Raw genomic sequence first — 17,568 nt, forward strand, 5'->3', positions numbered from 1 at the left:
GACATAAGGTTATTTTGGAATGATTTTATCATTATATGAGTGCTAACTTTTACTAAAATAACATCCTTTAAACGCTATCTATCCAATAATTCTACCTTCATTAAAAGCAATTAAGTTTCCACCTGACAGGATTTTTAAACAATCTCTTCCTTCAAACCTTCATAGGCAGATTTTGAATGCATCAATACATATAAAACTATGGAGAGGAAAATAGCTACAATTCCAAAGACAATGCAGACCATTTGTAGGGAGAGCCATTCCGCTAGCAACCCTAAGGCTAACGTAAAGACAATCTGTAGCACATTAATGACCATCGTTGAAACACTACCAAAACGGCCCATAATTGATGTCGGTACACTTATTTGATAAAAGGTGCTGTAGCCCGCATTACAAAATGACATACATACTCCTAATGCTATAAAGCTAATAATCGCCATTGTCACATTCGGTGAAGAGTAAAACAATGTATAGCAAAGTGTGGTCAAAAGCAGACCATAGACAATATATTGTCTTGTTGAAAATCTTTTAGCATAGCAAGCAGCCATTGCTCCACCAATAATAGCTCCAATTCCAGCGATACTAACGATGACACCATATAGACTATCCGAAGCTTGAAGGTTTTGTTTAATAAATGTAGCTTCCTGTGAGTCTAATGCAAAGGCAATCATCAAGGCAACTTGAAAATAAAGAAATACTTTGGCAAAGACATACTCTTTTTTAATATAAGCGTAGACAATACCATAATCCTCTTTTAGCATCCTCCAAGTAATGGGTTTTCGGTGCATATTCTGATGATCTTCTACTGTGGGAAGCTTAAAAATGGAGAGCGCGCAGATAAAGAACGTCAATGCATTAAACCAAAACGCTACAGATACATCGGAAATGGCAATGATAAACCCAGCCAATGCGGGACCAATTAAAAATGAGCCTGAGCTAAACATTCCTAATATGGCATTAAAGGATTGTTTATCTTCATCTGGTATATATTTCGAAATATAATAGGTACTACTTGGCCCAAAAAAGCTACTTGCTATATTAGATAAAAATAAAACGCAATAGATGAGCCAAAGAGAGGACGTAAAAGGTAACAATAAAATCAATATGCCACGAATAATATCACTATAAATCATTAATTTTTGTTTATTCGATCGATCAATGATGGAGCCTGCAAAAAAGCTTGTTAAAATTCGAGCAATCGGTCCTACAATAAATATACTCGCCATAGCAGTAGGCGATTCTGTTAAATGCCAAACTAATAAATTGAGGGCGACTAGATTCACCCAATTTCCTAAATACGAGAAACCAAAGCCAAATAGAATGAGCCAATACTTCTTAGCAATGCTCATAAGTCCCCTTTCTATCACCTAAATGAATGATTGGTCTTTTTTGACATAAAAGTATTCCTTTAGATAATCATATCTATTGAAGAATATCGGTGCAACTAAAAATAGCAACCCTTAGCTAAGTTCATAGCTTTGGGTTGCCTTTTTAGTTAGTTGAATCTCGATCGATTAATATCGGTTTGAAGCGATATAGTCTTTGGTCATCATCAGCTAGATGTTCTTTTTTTATTTTTGCTAAGAGCAATGATGCCGCTTTCTGTGCCATTGGTAAAATGGGTTGTTGCAATGTTGTAATGGAAGGTGTTAAAAAGTTGGCATATGGTACATCATCCACAGCGATTACTTGTACATCATTAGGCACATGTATGTTTCTTTTTTTAATATAAAGCATTAATTCTTGAAAAATACGATCATTTGCCGCAATGATTCCCCTGGGTGGTTGCTCCAATGTAAATAATTGATTAAAAATCTCTGTCATCTCAGCTGGCTCACCATTTTTTATATAGCGCTCATCAATCAACAGATCCCTATTTCTGAGCGCTTGACGAAATCCTTCTAAACGTTCGACACGAGGAGTAATCGGTAAGGCTAAAGAAGTAGTGATAAAGGCTATTGGTTGTTTTCGAAATGTCCCTACTGCCGTATCCATGGCAGAAAAATTGTCAAGCAACACTGCAGGAATATCTACTCCCTCAATAAAACGGTCAATAAAAACGATTGGCATTGCTTGTTGATGAAGTCTTATGTAGAGATTTTTGTTTTCTCCTGTTGGAAAAACGATTAAGCCATCCACCTGTTTTTCTAGTAAAGTTTCGATATGCTTTTTCTCTTTTTTAGGGTTATCCGCTGAGTTACACACAATCATATGAAAGCCTTCTTTATCGAACTCTGCTTCCAATGCATTTATTATTTTTGTTGAAAAGTCATGGATAATATTTGCCACAATAATACCAATTGTAAAGGTAGATTTCTGTTTTAAGCTACGAGCCATTAAATTCGGACGATATTGCAATGCTTCAATAGCTTCTTCAATTTTCTTACGAGTCTCTGCACTCATATATTCATATCGCTTATTCAAATATTGCGATACTGTACTATTCGAAACATTTGCATATTGTGCAACATCGGCAATTGTTGTTTTTTTCACTAAAATCAATCTCCTACCTATAATATGAAAACTCTCCTTGGTATTATGTAGCATAGCATACTTTACTGGTTAAATTAACTAGTCAAATAGTTATAGACTTGTTCAGGTAAGTCAATTCCCTTATCCATTGTTTCCACACTACGTTTCTGTTCAATTTCACCAGGCACTAGTACCTGATCAAAATTTGGTGCGGTTGGCGCATCATGTAATTCGTTCATCATTTGTGAGATATTTGCTTTGAATTGATCTACATCTCCAAAAATATTTGGATCTAATACATATAAATATTGTCCTAGATTACGTTTCTGTTCGTAATCACCATACATTTTTGAAATGTGTGGACCAAAAGCTGCACTTGCTAAAATTCCAGAAAGAACATCTACTACAAGTGCCATACCATATCCTTTTGGCCCTGCAAACGGTGTTAAAGATTTTACTTGGTGTGGGTCTGTAGTTGGTGCTCCTTGTGCATCAACTCCCCATGTATTTGGAATTGTCTCCCCTTTTTCACGTGCATATAGAATTTTCCCTAGCGCTACATTGCTTGTTGCCATGTCCAAAATAATCGGTTTATCGTTGGTTGGAAAACCGTAAGCAATTGGATTCGTACCAAAGTAAGGCTCTTTTCCGCCAAAAGGAACAACTGCGGAGTCCGTTTGAGAGCACATAATAGCAATTAAATTTTCACTCGTGGCTTGTTCAAGAAAATAGCCGAGTGCCCCACAATGGCTACTCTCTTGAATAATCGTTGTACATGAGCCATGTTCCTTAGCCACTTTAATGGTTTCATCCATCGCTTCCTTACAAATAACATGCCCAAAGCCATTATCTCCTTTAAAAAGAAGGTGATTTGTGCCTCTTTTTTCTACTGAAAAATGAGGATTTTTCGTTATGCCACCTGCCTGTAAACGTGTGATATAATGCTCCACGCGCATAACACCGTGAGAACTGACACCTCGTAAATCGGCATAAATCAAAACATCTGCTACTTGCGCTGCTGTTTCAGCTTCAACACCTTCAGTTGTGAATTTTTGAACTACTATTTTTTTTAATGCTGGTACAGAAATATTCATTGAAAATCCTCCTCATTATTTAAAATAGATTTGTGCTTTATTTGTGTTGTATTGTTTCGCCTCAAAGTAAGAAATCGCTTCATCGAATGCAATATGCTTCGTGACATAGCCTTTCTTTATAGCTCCTGACTGCATGTAGTTCATAACCGTCTCAAAATCTTCTAACGTAGCATTACGGCTGCTTTTCAATGTTAATTCCTTTGAATGAAATTCAGGATCATTAAATGTAATAGTTTTCTTCATTAAACCAATAAACACTAATGTCCCACTATTTTCTACGTATTGAAATGAGGATTCCATTGATTGTTGATTGCCTGTTGCATCAAAGACAACCGTAGGAAGTTCACCATTACATTTTTCTTGTAACTGCGCCATTATGTCATGGCTACCAACAATCACACCATCCGCTTCCGACCATGCCTGTCCTTCTTTTAAACGTTCTTCGTTCAAATCCATTAATATTGTTTTTGCACCGCGTAACTTAGCAAAACGTGCTGCTCCTAATCCAATTGGCCCTGCACCGATAACAAGTACCGTATCATTTTCTGTTAGTTCCGAACGACGTACTGCATGGGCACCAATAGCTAATGGTTCCACAGTAGCTAATTGGTCACCTGACACAGCATTATCAGTAATTACAATACTGTCATCAACTACGATATATTCGCCCATACCACCATCCATATGTACACCTAATACTTCCAAAGATTTACAGCAGTTTGTTTGACCTCGACGACATGCAGCACACTCTCCACAATGGATGTATGGAATAACTGTTGCACGATCTCCTACTTGGATGTCCTTAACTGCTTCACCGACTTCTTCCACAATAGCAGCTAGTTCGTGGCCTAACACTCGTGGATAACTAAAGAATGGTTGTTCACCTGCAAAAGCATGTGTGTCTGTTCCACATACACCAATATGCGTGATTTTTAATAAAACATCATGACTTCCTTCAATACTAGGCTTGTCTACTTCACGTTCCACCATTTGAAACGGTTCATTAATGATTAATTGTCGCATGCTATTGCCTCCAATAAACTAGTAATTGTAGATAATTGCTGAATAACCTCTGCTGCATCACACTGGAAATATTGTTCGATAAATTGTTGCATTGGCTCTGACTGACCTTGTTCAAAATAGTTATGGATTTCAGTCAGTTTTTCAATAATTTGATCAGATTCACGCACGGAAAAGCGTGTTGGATTCATTGCATATATCCCTATTGCTAAAGCTTGATAGTATATTTCTGTTTCAGCGTAAGGGGCAATACGTGTTTGCCACTTGGATAACTCATTTAATTGAATATCATATAGCTGATGCTCAATAAATGGGTTTAAAAAACGTTCAAAGACATCTTGCTGATAGTACTCATCCACTTGGAAGCGTTGGGTAAAATCGTTTGTTATTTTTTCAATAAAGGCTCGAACACCAGCATGAGAAAATGCCTCTCTTACAGTTTTATAGTTAAAAATCTTGCCGAATGCTGAAAGCAAAATATGACTACCATTTAAAATGGCTACTTTGCGTTTTCGATACATGTCTAAATCATCAAAGACAAAAGGGAAATCATGACTTGTTGGCCAATGTTTAAATGGCTCTTTTTGATCAATTACAAATAAGAAATACGGTTCACAAACTGTGTAAAGGGCATCCTCCCCCTGATAATCCTGTGGATAACCTGTTACAATACGGTCTACAAGTGTATTACAAAAAGTTAACGTCGCAAGCCAATCATTAAATGCTGTAGGCAACTTCCAGTCTTTAGCATGCTGTAGACAAATTGTTTTTAATGTAGAGCCATTCTGTTCTATTAATTCCAAAGGCACAATTGCCACTTGTTTTTCACCTTGAAAATGTTTGTAATATTGTTCTAGAAAGACGGTTAACTTTGCTGCATAGCTTGTTGGACAAGCCGTTGGATAAGGAATATTTTCATAATAAATCCCTGCCTCTGTTGTATTAGACACAATCATTTCTAATGTCTCAGACTGTGCATATTGTAAAAATGTAGGCCAGTTCTCATATGGATGAATAGTATCTTGAATAATCTTAACAGTGGTTTCTTCTTCTACGACCTCACCGTTTTTTAGCCCACGTTCCATCACAGTGAATTGCAGCTGTTGTTCTTCTAGCAGTTTAACTGTTTTTCCTCTTGCTGTTGCTGCGACAGAAACAATACTGCAAGGGACTTGTAGTTTTTCAACTGCTAGGTCAAAAAAGCCTCTGATAAAATTCCCATCACCTATTTGCATAATTTTAATAGGATGTTTCATGTCATTTCTCTCCTACATCGTCACGCCATCTTTAAAAATGGCGATTTCTTTGAATCCATATTTCTCATTATTCGTTTGCACTTCACCTGAAGCTAGCGCTACTATATAATCCATAAATTCATCGACTAATATATCCATCGGCTTCCCATCCACTAACTGCCCTGCGTTAAAGTCAATCCAATTTTTTTTTCGTTCATAAAGTGGTGTGTTTGTTGAAATTTTGACTGTTGGTGTAGGTCCTCCAAAGGGTGTTCCCCTACCAGTTGAGAAAAGGACGATTTGGCAGCCTGTTGAGGCCAGTGCTGTTGTTGAAACAAGATCATTTCCTGGACCGTTTAGTAAATGTAGCCCCTTTGTTGTCATACGTTCGCCATAATCAAGCACTTCTTTTACCTCTTGAAAGCCCCCTTTTTGTATACAGCCAAGTGATTTTTCTTCCAATGTTGTTATTCCACCCGCTTTATTTCCTGGAGAGGGATTTTCATAGACAGGTTGATTATATTTCATAAAATACTGTTTAAAGTCATTTACTAAATGCACAATATCCTCAAAAACAGAGGCATCTTTTGCACGTTCCATTAAAATCTGTTCAGCACCAAACATCTCTGGAACTTCCGTTAACACCGTTGCACCTCCAGCTGAGATCAACTGGTCAGAAAATACACCAATCATCGGATTAGCGGTAATGCCAGAGAAACCATCACTACCACCACATTTCAAACCAATTTTCAGTTCTGAAATAGGTAATGTTTGTCTGTCAAATGTCGTCACATAGTCAAAGGCTTTTTCAAGCAGTTGTTGACCCTCTTCCATTTCATCTGCTGATTCTTGAACATTTAAAAAGGAAACGCGTTGTTCATCATAATGACCAATTGTTTTCTTAAAGAGCTCAATATAATTGTTCTCACATCCTAGCCCTAATACAATGACTGCCCCTGCATTAGGGTGATGAATTAAATTAGCTAAGATTTTTTGTGTATACATTAAATCATCACCAAGTTGTGAGCAACCATATGGATGAGCGAAATGCTGTACACCATCAAAATTGTCAGCCTTCAATAATTGGTTGCCTAACTTCGCCAAGTTTTCAGCTACTTTGTTAATACATCCAACAGTATTAATAATCCAAATTTCATTTCGGACACCAACCTGACCATCTTTTCTACGATACCCTTTGAACATGCGCTGTGCATGACGAGACTCGGCTACGGGATGTGTTTTTGGATTAAATTCATAGCTTAATTCACCCGATAAATTGGTTTTCATGTTATGGGAGTGAACCCAGCCACCTGCTAGGATTTCTTCTGTCGCATGACCAATTGAAAAACCATATTTCGTGATGTGTGCATCTTTAGAAAGAGTCTTGATGGCAATCTTATGCCCACGTAGTACTTGTTGCTGTAACGTTATTTCCTTTCCATCCAATGGAAGTAAAAAGCCTTGAGGAAGATCACTCAAGGCTATGGCAACATTGTCCATCGGATGAATTTTAATAACTGATTGATTGTTCATTTGAATCCATCCTTTCTATTTCTAAGCTATTTCTTTATGAACTATTGGTGTAACAAATTTAATAACTGCTAATGAAGCGATAACCGCTAAGCCGCCTGCAAGTAGGAAAGCTGCGGAGAATGTTCCTGTTCTGTCTACTAGGAAACCTGTTAAAGTTGGCCCAATAATACCAGCTGTGTTTGCAAGGAAGTGCATAAAGCCGCCAACAGATCCAACATACTTAGATTCCACCACATCATTAATGATTGCCCAGTAAATAGCCCCTGTTAAATATAAGAAGAAAACAGAGGTAGCAACAAGCGCAACAGCACTAACCGTTGTTGTTACAATACCTGCACAGCCAATCGATACAGCTGCTAAGAATAAACATGTCACTAGAACGACTTTACGAGAGAATAAAACTCCCTTACGCATAAAGCGTTTGTAAATGAAATCTGAGACAATTCCGCTCAATGCTAAACCTAGGAATCCTAAAATCCACGGAATAACCGTTACAATACTCATATCTTTTACAGCCATTCCACGAGCTTCTACTAGATAGCTTGGGAACCAAGTTAAGAAAAAGAATAGGATATAGTTATAGGCAAAGAACGAAAAAGCAGTAAATAATACTGTTGGTTGTTTTAAATAATAAGATAGACCACGACTATGATTGATATCTTCTGCTGCAATCTCTAAGTTTGCCATTGATTCTACACTGTCTTCTTTGTTTGGCTTTTCTTTCACCACTTTAAACCATACGATTGCCCAAATAAATCCAAGGATCATGATCGCAATAAATGAATATTTCCATCCATATGCTAATGCAATATAACCAACGATTGGACCTGCGATTGCACCACCAAGTGGCGTACCACTATTGGCTAGCCCTACTACAGAGGCACGTTTATCAGCAGGAAACCAGTTATTCACCATTTTATTTATGGTTGATGACAATGGCCCTTCCGCCATACCAAATACAATACGAACAATAATCAACGATGCGAACCCAACGACTAAAACCATTGCTCCACTAAATAAAGACCATACAATCATTGCTACAAATAGCGTTAACTTGGCACCAAATTTATCGGAAGCCATTCCACCTAAGAAGTTAAAAATGGCATACCCAACAGAGAAGCTACTAAAGATAATCCCTAATTGGGTTGACGTTAGATGAATATCTTCTTGAATAAATGGTGCTGCAATTGATAAGGCTGAACGATCTAAATAGTTAATGACACCTGCTAAAAATAGCATGACAATAACAACCGTTTTGCCATCTCCAAAAATACCTTGTTGTTTCATATCATTCACCCCTAAATTTGAAATAAATCCCCTTTGTTAAACGCCTGAATAAGCCATAAATCCACCATCAACAGGAATTGTTACGCCAGTGACAAATGCTGAGTATGTATCATCAGCTAAAAATAATAAAGTTCCTAATAAATCTTGTGGTTTTCCAAAACGCTTTTGTGGTGTAGCTGTAATGATTTTTTCTGAACGTGCAGTTAATGAACCATCCTCTGTTAGCAATAAATTACGGTTTTGTTCGGTAATAAAAAATCCAGGTGCAATGGCATTAACACGTAAACCTGCTTCTGCAAAATGCACCGCCATCCATTGCGTAAAGTTATTAATCGCTGCCTTTGCCGCGCTATATGCAGGCACTTTTGTCATAGGGGCATAGGAGCTCATGGATGAAATATTAATAATTGTCCCCTTCGTTCTCAGTAATGCTTCACCAAAAACTTGGGCAGCCAAAAATGTTCCTGTAAAATTATTCGAGAAGACGCTTTCAAAACCGTTTGGTGTTAATTCAAAGAAATTTGGTGTAGCCGATTGTTCTTTATATACTTCATCAGCCGTAATGGCATCTGGATGATTGCCGCCCGCTCCATTAATCAGTACATCAATTTGACCATATTGCTGTAAAATTGCTTGTCTCGCTGCTATTAACGACTCTTTGTTTAAAACATCCACAGAAAAATTAATTGCTTCTCCGCCATTTTCTGTAATCGATCGGACGACTGCTTCTCCTTTTTGCGCCGTACGATTTAAAATAGCAACTCGCATACCTTGCCTAGCCAATTCCATTGCCATCTCTGAGCAAAGAACACCACTACCACCCGTTACAACAGCCACTTTATTTTGCAATGCTTCATGCACCTTACTCACCTACTTTTAAAATAACTTTACGTACTTCATTTTGGTTTTTTTCTATATATTCAAATGCTTCTTTTGCTTCATGTAGTGAGAAAGTATGTGTAATTAAACCTTGATGCTGTAACTTTCCAGCATCAACAAGCTTCACTACATTTTCAAATTGAAATGTTTGTAAACGTGAGCCTTTTATCGATAATTCCTTTTTCGTAATCGGTAGTGGGGCAAGCTCAATGGCTTCCTCACCAAAGCTAAGGACAACTACTCTCCCAGCAACTGAAACAGCATCGATAGATTGCTTAAATGTTAGTGGAATACAAACTGCATCAATAGATACATTGACACCTACTCCATCTGTCCAATGATTAACAGCTTCTAATAAATCTTGCTCATTTACATTGACAACTACATCTGCACCAAGTTCTTTTGCAAAAGAGAGCTTTGCTGGATCTAGATCAGAAATCATCACGCGTGCATCTATTAATTTAGCCATCTTTAAAATACAAATGCCAATCGGTCCGGCCCCTTGAATCAATAGTGTCTCACCAGCCTGTAATTCACCACGATATACTGCCTGCGCGCCAATTGTATAAGGTTCAATTAAGACTGCCTCTTCTAAAGAGGTGTTGTCTGCTACTTTATGCAATTGCTTTTCAGCAACAACAAAACGCTCACGCATGCCTCCATCTTCATGAACACCAAAAACAGAAAGTTGTTCGCAGACATTTGGTTGTCCTTTACGGCAAGCATAGCACTCACCACAATAACGAATTGGTTCGACAACAACCTTGTCACCAGCTTTTAAACCTTGTACGTCTTGACCAACCTCTAACACTCGGCCAGCAACTTCATGCCCAGGTACACGAGGCAATGTCGCTAATGGATTCGAGCCATGATAAATATGCATGTCTGAGCCACAAATACCAACATATTCTGTTTGAACAAGGACATCTGTTGACTTTGTTATTACTGGTTCTGCTACGTCAATTAAAGCCATTTCAAAAGGTTTGATTACTTGTAGTGCTTTCATACATGTCACCTATTTCTTCAGATTTTCATAAGCATCCCAAAGTCCATTTAAATACATAATGCCAAGTGCTCGATCATATAAGCCGTAGCCTGGACGACATTGTTCTCCCCAAATATGACGACCATGATCTGGACGTACATAACCCTCATAGTTTTGGTCATTTAATGTACGTACAATATTTTTAATATCGATTGAACCATCCGATGTAAAATGTGATGTTTCAAAGAAACTACCATTTTCCATAATCTTGACATTGCGGATATGAGCAAACGGAGCACGATATGCATATTTTTCAGCGATGGCTACCATATCATTTTGTGGGTCTGCTCCCATTGAACCTGAGCAGAACGTAAAGCCATTTGCATTTGAATCAGAGATTTTAATTAATTTTTCATAGCTTTCTGCTCCTGTAATAATGCGAGGTAAGCCAAAGATGGTATATGGTGGATCATCTGGATGAATTGCCATTTGAATACCTACCTCTTCCGCAACTGGTAAAATGGCTTGTAAAAAGTAAGCTAAGTTGTCCCAAAGTTTGGCTTCATCTACTTCTTTGTACTGTTCAAATAAATCTGAGAGTCGAGCTAATCGTTCTGGTTCCCATCCTGGAAGGGTTAAATCTGAAGAAGCACTTACTTCATTCACTAGTTCTTGTGGATCTAAGTTCATGACCTTTTCCTTATCAAAATAGAGAGCCGTTGAGCCATCTTCTAGTGGATGAAATAAGTCTGTACGTGTCCAATCAAATACGGGCATGAAGTTATAGCAAATAACTTTGACACCCACTTCACCAAGGTTGCGAATCGATTGTTTATAGTTTTCGATATATTGATCACGTGTGGACAATCCTAATTTAATATCTTCATGGACATTGACACTTTCCACGACATCTGTATGGAATCCGAACGATTGAATATAGTCAACTTCATCTTGAATAGCCTCTTTAGTCCATACCTCTCCTGCTGGTAGGTGATGGAGTGCCCAAACAATACCTTTTACATTTGGTATTTGCTTCACATCTTCTAATTTCACTGTATCATTGCCACGACCATACCATCTAAATGTCATATTCATACGTCATTACCTCCTAGTTTGATAGATTTTCGATATATGCTTTGGCACGTTCAACTACACCTTCATAGCCATCTTTTGCAAATGCTTTATTTAAATCACTTCCAATCCCAACTGCAACTGCGCCTGCTTCTAACCATTCATTCATATTAGCCAAACCAACACCACCTGTAGGCATAATTGTGATATGTGGTAGAGGCCCTTTAACGGTTTTAATAAAGTTTGGTTCAAATTGATTTCCCGGGAATAGTTTAATAATGTCACTTCCCCCTTCAAGTGCTGTCACCATTTCTGTAATGGTCATACAGCCTGGTAAATATGGAATGCTATAGCGATTGCAGAGCTTTGCAATTGCAGCGTTGTAGCTTGGACTAACTACAAATTTGGCACCGTTTAAAATCGCGTGACGTGCAGTTTCAACATCCAATACTGTGCCAGCTCCAATTATTGCATCGCTATTGCGTAAGGCTTTAAAAGTTTCTTCAACGAAAGGTGTTGTATACGTTATTTCAATTGCTCGAATGCCACCTGAGATAGCACCTTTTGAAATTTCCGTCGCTTCTTCAGGTGAATTTCCGCGAATAACAGCTACAATTTTCGCATCTGACAACGCTTTCAAAATTTTGATTTTTTGCATTCCTAACAACTCCTAACGCTCAATTAGTTTTTCATCACCAATAAATTGCCTTAATTCTTGTAGGGATGGAAGCCCTTCATTATCTCCTTTAATTGTTGCTACCAATGCACCTGCACCATTGGCTAAACGGAGGCGTTCTACAATATCATCACCATTTAAATAGCTATAGACATATGCAGCATCAAATGCATCCCCTGCTCCAACTGTATCAATGGCACGAATGGAAAATGCTTCTCGATTATACTGTTGAGAGGCTGTATAAACCGTGGCGCCTTCTTCACCTTTTTTCACAATAATTTCATCTATTTTATAACTCTCTTGAATGTCTTTAACTGTACGCCCTTCAAATAAAAGCTCAAATTCATCCTGTCCTGTTAAAAGAAGATTGATAGATGGGTACACTTTTTCGTATACTGCTCGGGCATCTTCTATAGTCCATAGTTTTAAACGTAAATTTGGATCAAAAGAAATTGGAATATGTTTTGCTTGTGCTAAAGCAATTAATTTCAATGCAACTTCAATGTTATGTTCACATACCGCTAAATACACGCCGCTAATATGTAATAAGTCCACATCATCCAATACTGACTCATCGATACGATCTTCTGTCAGCTCAAGTAAAGGTGATGGGTTGCGGTAGTAAAACGATTTACCTGCACCGTCTTCCCGAATCTCCTTAAAGTAGATAGACGTTGGAATATGTGGTGTTCGTAAGACATGTGATACATCAATCCCTTCACCTCGCGCAAAGTTATAAATTAATTTGCCAAATTCATCGTCTCCAATACAACTAATCCATTTTGCTTCCATATCTAAACGCGTAACACCTATCGCAAAATTTAACTCTGCACCACCCACAGCTCGCTCAAAGGAAGGAACGAAACGTAGAGGACCTGTCTTAGATGGATTAAAAACGACCATTGCATCTCCAATCGTTGCAATTCGTTTATTTGCCAATATGTTCATCCCCTTCATAAGTAAAACGTTTTAGTAAAACGTTTTACTTATACTAACACGATTTTTTTTACGTTGCAACAATAATCCGATTATTTAGATAGTTAGAATCAAATAACCATTTTTGTCTTACATGAATAAAAAAACCTCGTAAAAGACAGATAATAATCTATCCTTTTACGAGGGGAATCTATTTTATTGATAAAATGGCTTTACCTTGTAGCCGTTTTTCTCCAAATGATAGCGAATATTTTTATCGATTAGGAAGTGACCTGAACCAACAACAACAAAGTACTTACCTTCTTTTTCTTCCAATACATTCATGATTTTCTTGGCCATTTGTTCATCACGTAGACCAAATAGCATTTCATTAAATTCAGACGATGTACCTTCCATTGCTTGGAAGCTTTTTGCAAACTCTTCAACATTTCCTTGCTTCCAGCTTGTAAACCACTCTTGAAGTACTTCAGATTGATTTTCTTCCGATGGATGAATGATACTATCCAGTACAGCGACTAATGACTCTTCCTGCGCCTCTGGTGATAATCCTTCAAACATATCAACCTGTGCTCTTGTACCTTCTAATTCAATCACTGGCTTTTGCTGCAACTGTGCATTTAATAAAAAGTAGATATCGATACCGTGCATAGCCATTTCTTGAGGTGTCATACCAAATGAATCATCCATAGCTAGCATCGATAATGCACTAGAAAGCATCCATGGCTTTTGAACTGTTAGTTGGTCCATTGGTAGACCATACAGCTTTGCCACTTGTTCAAGCTTCGCATATGTTTCTGGTGCAACAGCATCTTTCAATGTTGAGCCATCTGTATACATTGCTTTCTCTGAATAGTATTCAAGTGCTTCCGTATCCAAGATATTCGCCTCTACCAGCAGTGCATCCGATTCATCAAATGCCGTTACTAATTTTTTATCGAATGGATATAAGTCTGGTGTTCCTAAATGAATAGAGCCTAATAAGTAGATAAGCGTATCCTCGTCCTCTACTACCCAGGCAACCCCTTTAGAGCCTTGTTCTGCAAGTGCATATGTACTCTGAATGAAACGAACGGCTAGCAAAACAGCCTGTTGAGTGGTTGCTTTTTTCTCTAGCTGCAGTCCATTTGGAGAGCCTTGTAATATATTTTGCTCTTTCATAAATTGCACAGCATCTGTACCAACAGGCAAATCATACCGCGCTACAATATTATACAAGCGATTGACAATATCACCACGTGTATTATCGTTTTTCACACTTAGTGGCTTGTATTGTTTATTTTCAGCTAAGCCTAGAGAGGCAACCTTCTTTTCTGTTAAAGCTAGTAGCTCATTTACTTTGTCCACTGGAATTTCCTGAAGGAAACCATCAAAGTACCATTCAGTTGAGTAAATCCCGTATTTTTCGCCCTCATTTAATGTTTCTATCGCCCATTCGCTTATCGACGGTACTAGGGGTGTTGTTTGCTCCTCAGCATGAATCACAGGAACAACTGTCGTCAGCATTAATGAGGCACCAAGCAATGCTGCACTCGTTCGTTTCATCATCTTTTTCATCAAATTCTTTTCTCTCCCTTTTCCTATTTTATGTATCAGTATCGTATGAAATTATACCATATAACATCCAACTATTTTATAAGTAAAAGTGTAAATATTGACAAATATGTATTGGCATTTCTCTATTTTGAAATAGTTATGAAGAGGTCAAATTTAATAAGACGATGACAAATTATGATGTCATCGTCTTTTTTGTTTATTAGTAGAGAAGGTTTATTGAATAAATTTAGGATCTAATATACCTAAACCACTGCCTTCAAGTTCAAACTTCACTTTTGAAACTCCATCTAAATTAACATGAACCTTTACCTTGTCTTTGATTGCTCCACTATCATAAACTAATTTCCCATCTGCGTAAATTTTCAAGAAACCTATTCCGAAGGAATTAGCTGCTAATTTTTTAATGGGTGCCAAATAGGTTTCGAATCCCTTGTAATTTCCATTAGCTAAATATTCAACTGTATGGTCTTGAACTGCGCCTCCTCCATGATAACCACCAAGCTGATAGGATCGCTCAAATTTTTCACCTGTACTAATAATGACAGAGCTTGGATTGTGGAAGAAGTGGTCTTCATCACTTCCAATAGGTTTTACATCTTTTAAAGCGATGAATTTTGGAACATCACCAATATAAACGGATTTTGTTTTCCCATCCCATGTTACTTTTTCACCTAAAGATTCAGCAATAAATCGCATTGGGACATATATCGTACCTTGATAATTAAATCCAAATTGACCTTCTGGCGGTACTTTCTCAACCTTATCTACATAGTAATTAATTGGATCCTGAAACACGCTAATTTTTTTCATGTCACTTGCTGCTTCCGTTGTTGAAAAGTAGGTAAAAGTCAAACCTCCTACTATAAAAAACCCTAAGTAACTAGTTATTATAAATAGCTTTTTCATAAAATCACTCCTTAAAATAAACATAGATATATGTAATTATACCAGAAATTTCATACAGCCTTTAAAGATTTTTATATCAGGATATTTTTTAAATTTATATGTGAGCAATTATACGATTAATGGCAAAAACTCAATCCAATTAATGAATCGAGTTTTACTGTTTAATTATCGAATAACTTTCTTCTTAAAAATAGACGGTAGAACCTCTAATAACCGTTCACGTGTAATGGGATCACAATGATTCCATATAAAATCTATGAAATGAGTCTTACCAGGAGCTAGCTCGATTAACGTGGCGATTTGTGGGCAGTGAGTAATCGTTAGTAATTCTTGGGGGGAAGCCAAAATAAAATTACGCTCTCCAGCATAGTGATTTATTTGATGCTGCTGAATTTCTATCCATGCTTGCCCTTGCTCGATTAGCTGCATTACCTGAGGAGTAGGACGAAAGCCAAGAGATTCATACAAGCTTGCAGCCAATCCAGTCTGACACATAACATAATATTTAGTATCTAACTTGAGATAAACAGTAGCCGTCTCCCCAGCAACATAAACATCTGCTAATTGCCTACGTACCAATCTTACTTTGTTCTCATATGTAGAAATCCACTTCTCTGCCGCTTTACTCCGTTCAAATAGTTTAGCGATATATCGTAACCGCTCAAATAGACTAAACTTGCTATTCAGTATAATAGTAGGAGCAATCGCATCTAGTTTCTGCAAATCATGTTCAGGATGAAAATAGCTAAGCAATAATAACTCTGGCTGCAGCTGTGCGATTTTATCCGGATCTACCCAATGCCCAATACTATGAATGTTCCTTAATTTATTGTGATAAACCACGTTATCTTTCATGATTGAGATGGCCGCCCCTATAGGAGGTATGCCTAGAACAAGTAATTCCCCAAGTGTAAATTTGCCATCAGTCACAATACGTGTTGCATCTTTAGGAACATGAATCTTTCTACCAAATGAATCGATCACTGTTCTTTCTGGAGTATGAAGTTGAATGTTTGCATATTCACGTGGGGTGTTTCCAGTTAATTTATGAAAGCATCGACTAAAATAATATTCATCCTTAAACCCAGTTTGTCGAGCTATTTTTCTCAATGGCTCAGTGGAATTACTTAGAAGTTTTTTTGCCTGGTTTATCCGTACATGAGTCAAATAATCCGTCGGCTTTTTACCCGTCAATATTTTAAACTTTTGACTATATTGCCATCTTACCATACCAGCCATGTTAGCTAATTGTTCAACTGTTAAGTCCTCATCATAATGCTGTTCTATGTACTGTACAGTCTGTTGAACCAATTTTGTCTTTTCTTCGTGCTGTATCTGGTTAGCTTGTTCATCTAACTGAACCATCATAGCTAGTATTTGCTGAAGTCTACCTTGCAACATGGCCATTTCTAATGTGGATAGAGAGGAACAAAATTGATTATTGTTCGATGCTTCATTTCCTAATACCTGCTTGACTTGAGAAAATAACAGATGATAGGGATAACCATAAAGCAAGGGTGGATGAGCAATTCGGTTCAAAGTCATTCCTTCTACTTCAAAAGTTTCAAAGGTAAAGCGAGCAAGCTGTGCCTCTTTGTTACTTGACTCTACCGTGTAGCTTTGTACAGGTAAAATGAGCGTGCAGCTTCCTTGGCGTAGATCGATTGCCATTTTGTCTACATACAGTCGTATGTCATGACTAAGTGCTATCAATAACGTGCTTAAATTTGTTTCATAATTATTTATTCCCTCATTATGGCTACTAGCTGACATTAATCGATCAACTTGAAATCGATCATAGTGTTGTAGTCTAATATATAAGGATGCCAGATTCATAAGCAACTCTCCAAATATTGAAAATGATTCTCATTATCGTTATTGTAACATATAATAACTCACTATCAACGATTGTTCGAGTATGTG

The 17,568-nt window shown here is 37.5% G+C and carries 15 protein-coding genes; all 15 read right to left on the bottom strand.

Going from position 1 to position 17,568, the window contains the following annotated elements; genetic code table 11:
• Positions 1 to 134 precede the first annotated feature (134 nt).
• The 15 genes from NY607_RS16245 to NY607_RS16315 all read right to left on the bottom strand — a co-directional run bounded on the left by NY607_RS16245 (position 135) and on the right by NY607_RS16315 (position 17,481).
• The gene (locus NY607_RS16245) at positions 135 to 1,346 is read right to left on the bottom strand and encodes an MFS transporter (protein ID WP_259419991.1); all 1,212 of its coding nucleotides are present in this window, start codon (positions 1,344 to 1,346) and stop codon (positions 135 to 137) included.
• 142 nt (positions 1,347 to 1,488) lie between these two features.
• On the bottom strand, positions 1,489 to 2,490 hold the full coding sequence (locus tag NY607_RS16250; RefSeq protein ID WP_131521019.1) for a LacI family DNA-binding transcriptional regulator: 1,002 nt from the start codon (positions 2,488 to 2,490) through the stop codon (positions 1,489 to 1,491).
• 74 nt (positions 2,491 to 2,564) lie between these two features.
• Positions 2,565 to 3,563: an ureidoglycolate dehydrogenase gene (allD, locus tag NY607_RS16255; RefSeq protein ID WP_131521020.1), complete on the bottom strand. Its 999-nt coding sequence runs from the start codon at positions 3,561 to 3,563 to the stop codon at positions 2,565 to 2,567.
• A 15-nt stretch (positions 3,564 to 3,578) separates the two neighbouring features.
• Positions 3,579 to 4,586, bottom strand: a complete 1,008-nt coding sequence (locus NY607_RS16260) for a zinc-binding alcohol dehydrogenase family protein (RefSeq protein WP_259419992.1) — start codon at positions 4,584 to 4,586, stop codon at positions 3,579 to 3,581.
• On the bottom strand, positions 4,574 to 5,839 hold the full coding sequence (locus NY607_RS16265) for a mannitol dehydrogenase family protein (RefSeq protein WP_237898878.1): 1,266 nt from the start codon (positions 5,837 to 5,839) through the stop codon (positions 4,574 to 4,576). The genes NY607_RS16260 and NY607_RS16265 overlap by 13 nt, the downstream gene beginning before the upstream one ends.
• 12 nt (positions 5,840 to 5,851) lie before the next feature.
• Positions 5,852 to 7,351 carry a UxaA family hydrolase gene (locus NY607_RS16270; protein ID WP_131521023.1) on the bottom strand — a complete coding sequence of 500 codons (1,500 nt, stop codon included), beginning with the start codon at positions 7,349 to 7,351 and terminating at the stop codon, positions 5,852 to 5,854.
• Between the two features lie 21 nt (positions 7,352 to 7,372).
• Positions 7,373 to 8,638, bottom strand: a complete 1,266-nt coding sequence (locus tag NY607_RS16275; RefSeq protein WP_112116856.1) for an MFS transporter — start codon at positions 8,636 to 8,638, stop codon at positions 7,373 to 7,375.
• Between the two features lie 36 nt (positions 8,639 to 8,674).
• The gene (locus tag NY607_RS16280) at positions 8,675 to 9,508 is read right to left on the bottom strand and encodes an SDR family oxidoreductase (RefSeq protein WP_131521024.1); all 834 of its coding nucleotides are present in this window, start codon (positions 9,506 to 9,508) and stop codon (positions 8,675 to 8,677) included.
• Positions 9,501 to 10,523, bottom strand: coding sequence for a zinc-binding alcohol dehydrogenase family protein (locus NY607_RS16285; RefSeq protein WP_131521025.1), 1,023 nt, complete (start codon positions 10,521 to 10,523; stop codon positions 9,501 to 9,503). The genes NY607_RS16280 and NY607_RS16285 overlap by 8 nt, the downstream gene beginning before the upstream one ends.
• Positions 10,524 to 10,532: 9 nt before the next feature.
• On the bottom strand, positions 10,533 to 11,597 hold the full coding sequence (gene uxuA, locus NY607_RS16290; protein ID WP_131521026.1) for a mannonate dehydratase: 1,065 nt from the start codon (positions 11,595 to 11,597) through the stop codon (positions 10,533 to 10,535).
• Between the two features lie 13 nt (positions 11,598 to 11,610).
• The gene (locus NY607_RS16295; RefSeq protein ID WP_237898880.1) at positions 11,611 to 12,231 is read right to left on the bottom strand and encodes a bifunctional 2-keto-4-hydroxyglutarate aldolase/2-keto-3-deoxy-6-phosphogluconate aldolase; all 621 of its coding nucleotides are present in this window, start codon (positions 12,229 to 12,231) and stop codon (positions 11,611 to 11,613) included.
• Between the two features lie 12 nt (positions 12,232 to 12,243).
• A complete protein-coding gene (locus tag NY607_RS16300) occupies positions 12,244 to 13,197 on the bottom strand; it encodes a sugar kinase (protein WP_131521028.1) in 954 nt (317 codons plus the stop codon).
• Positions 13,198 to 13,380: 183 nt separating this feature from the next.
• Entirely contained in the window at positions 13,381 to 14,739 is a 1,359-nt protein-coding gene (locus tag NY607_RS16305; protein WP_237901021.1) for a TraB/GumN family protein, read from the bottom strand.
• A gap of 213 nt (positions 14,740 to 14,952) precedes the next feature.
• A complete protein-coding gene (locus tag NY607_RS16310; RefSeq protein WP_131521030.1) occupies positions 14,953 to 15,645 on the bottom strand; it encodes a stalk domain-containing protein in 693 nt (230 codons plus the stop codon).
• Between the two features lie 165 nt (positions 15,646 to 15,810).
• On the bottom strand, positions 15,811 to 17,481 hold the full coding sequence (locus NY607_RS16315; protein ID WP_131521031.1) for a helix-turn-helix domain-containing protein: 1,671 nt from the start codon (positions 17,479 to 17,481) through the stop codon (positions 15,811 to 15,813).
• Between the last annotated feature and the right edge of the window lie 87 nt (positions 17,482 to 17,568).

Source organism: Lysinibacillus sp. A4 (assembly GCF_024919535.1).
GTDB classification, from domain to species: Bacteria; Bacillota; Bacilli; order Bacillales_A; family Planococcaceae; genus Lysinibacillus; species Lysinibacillus capsici.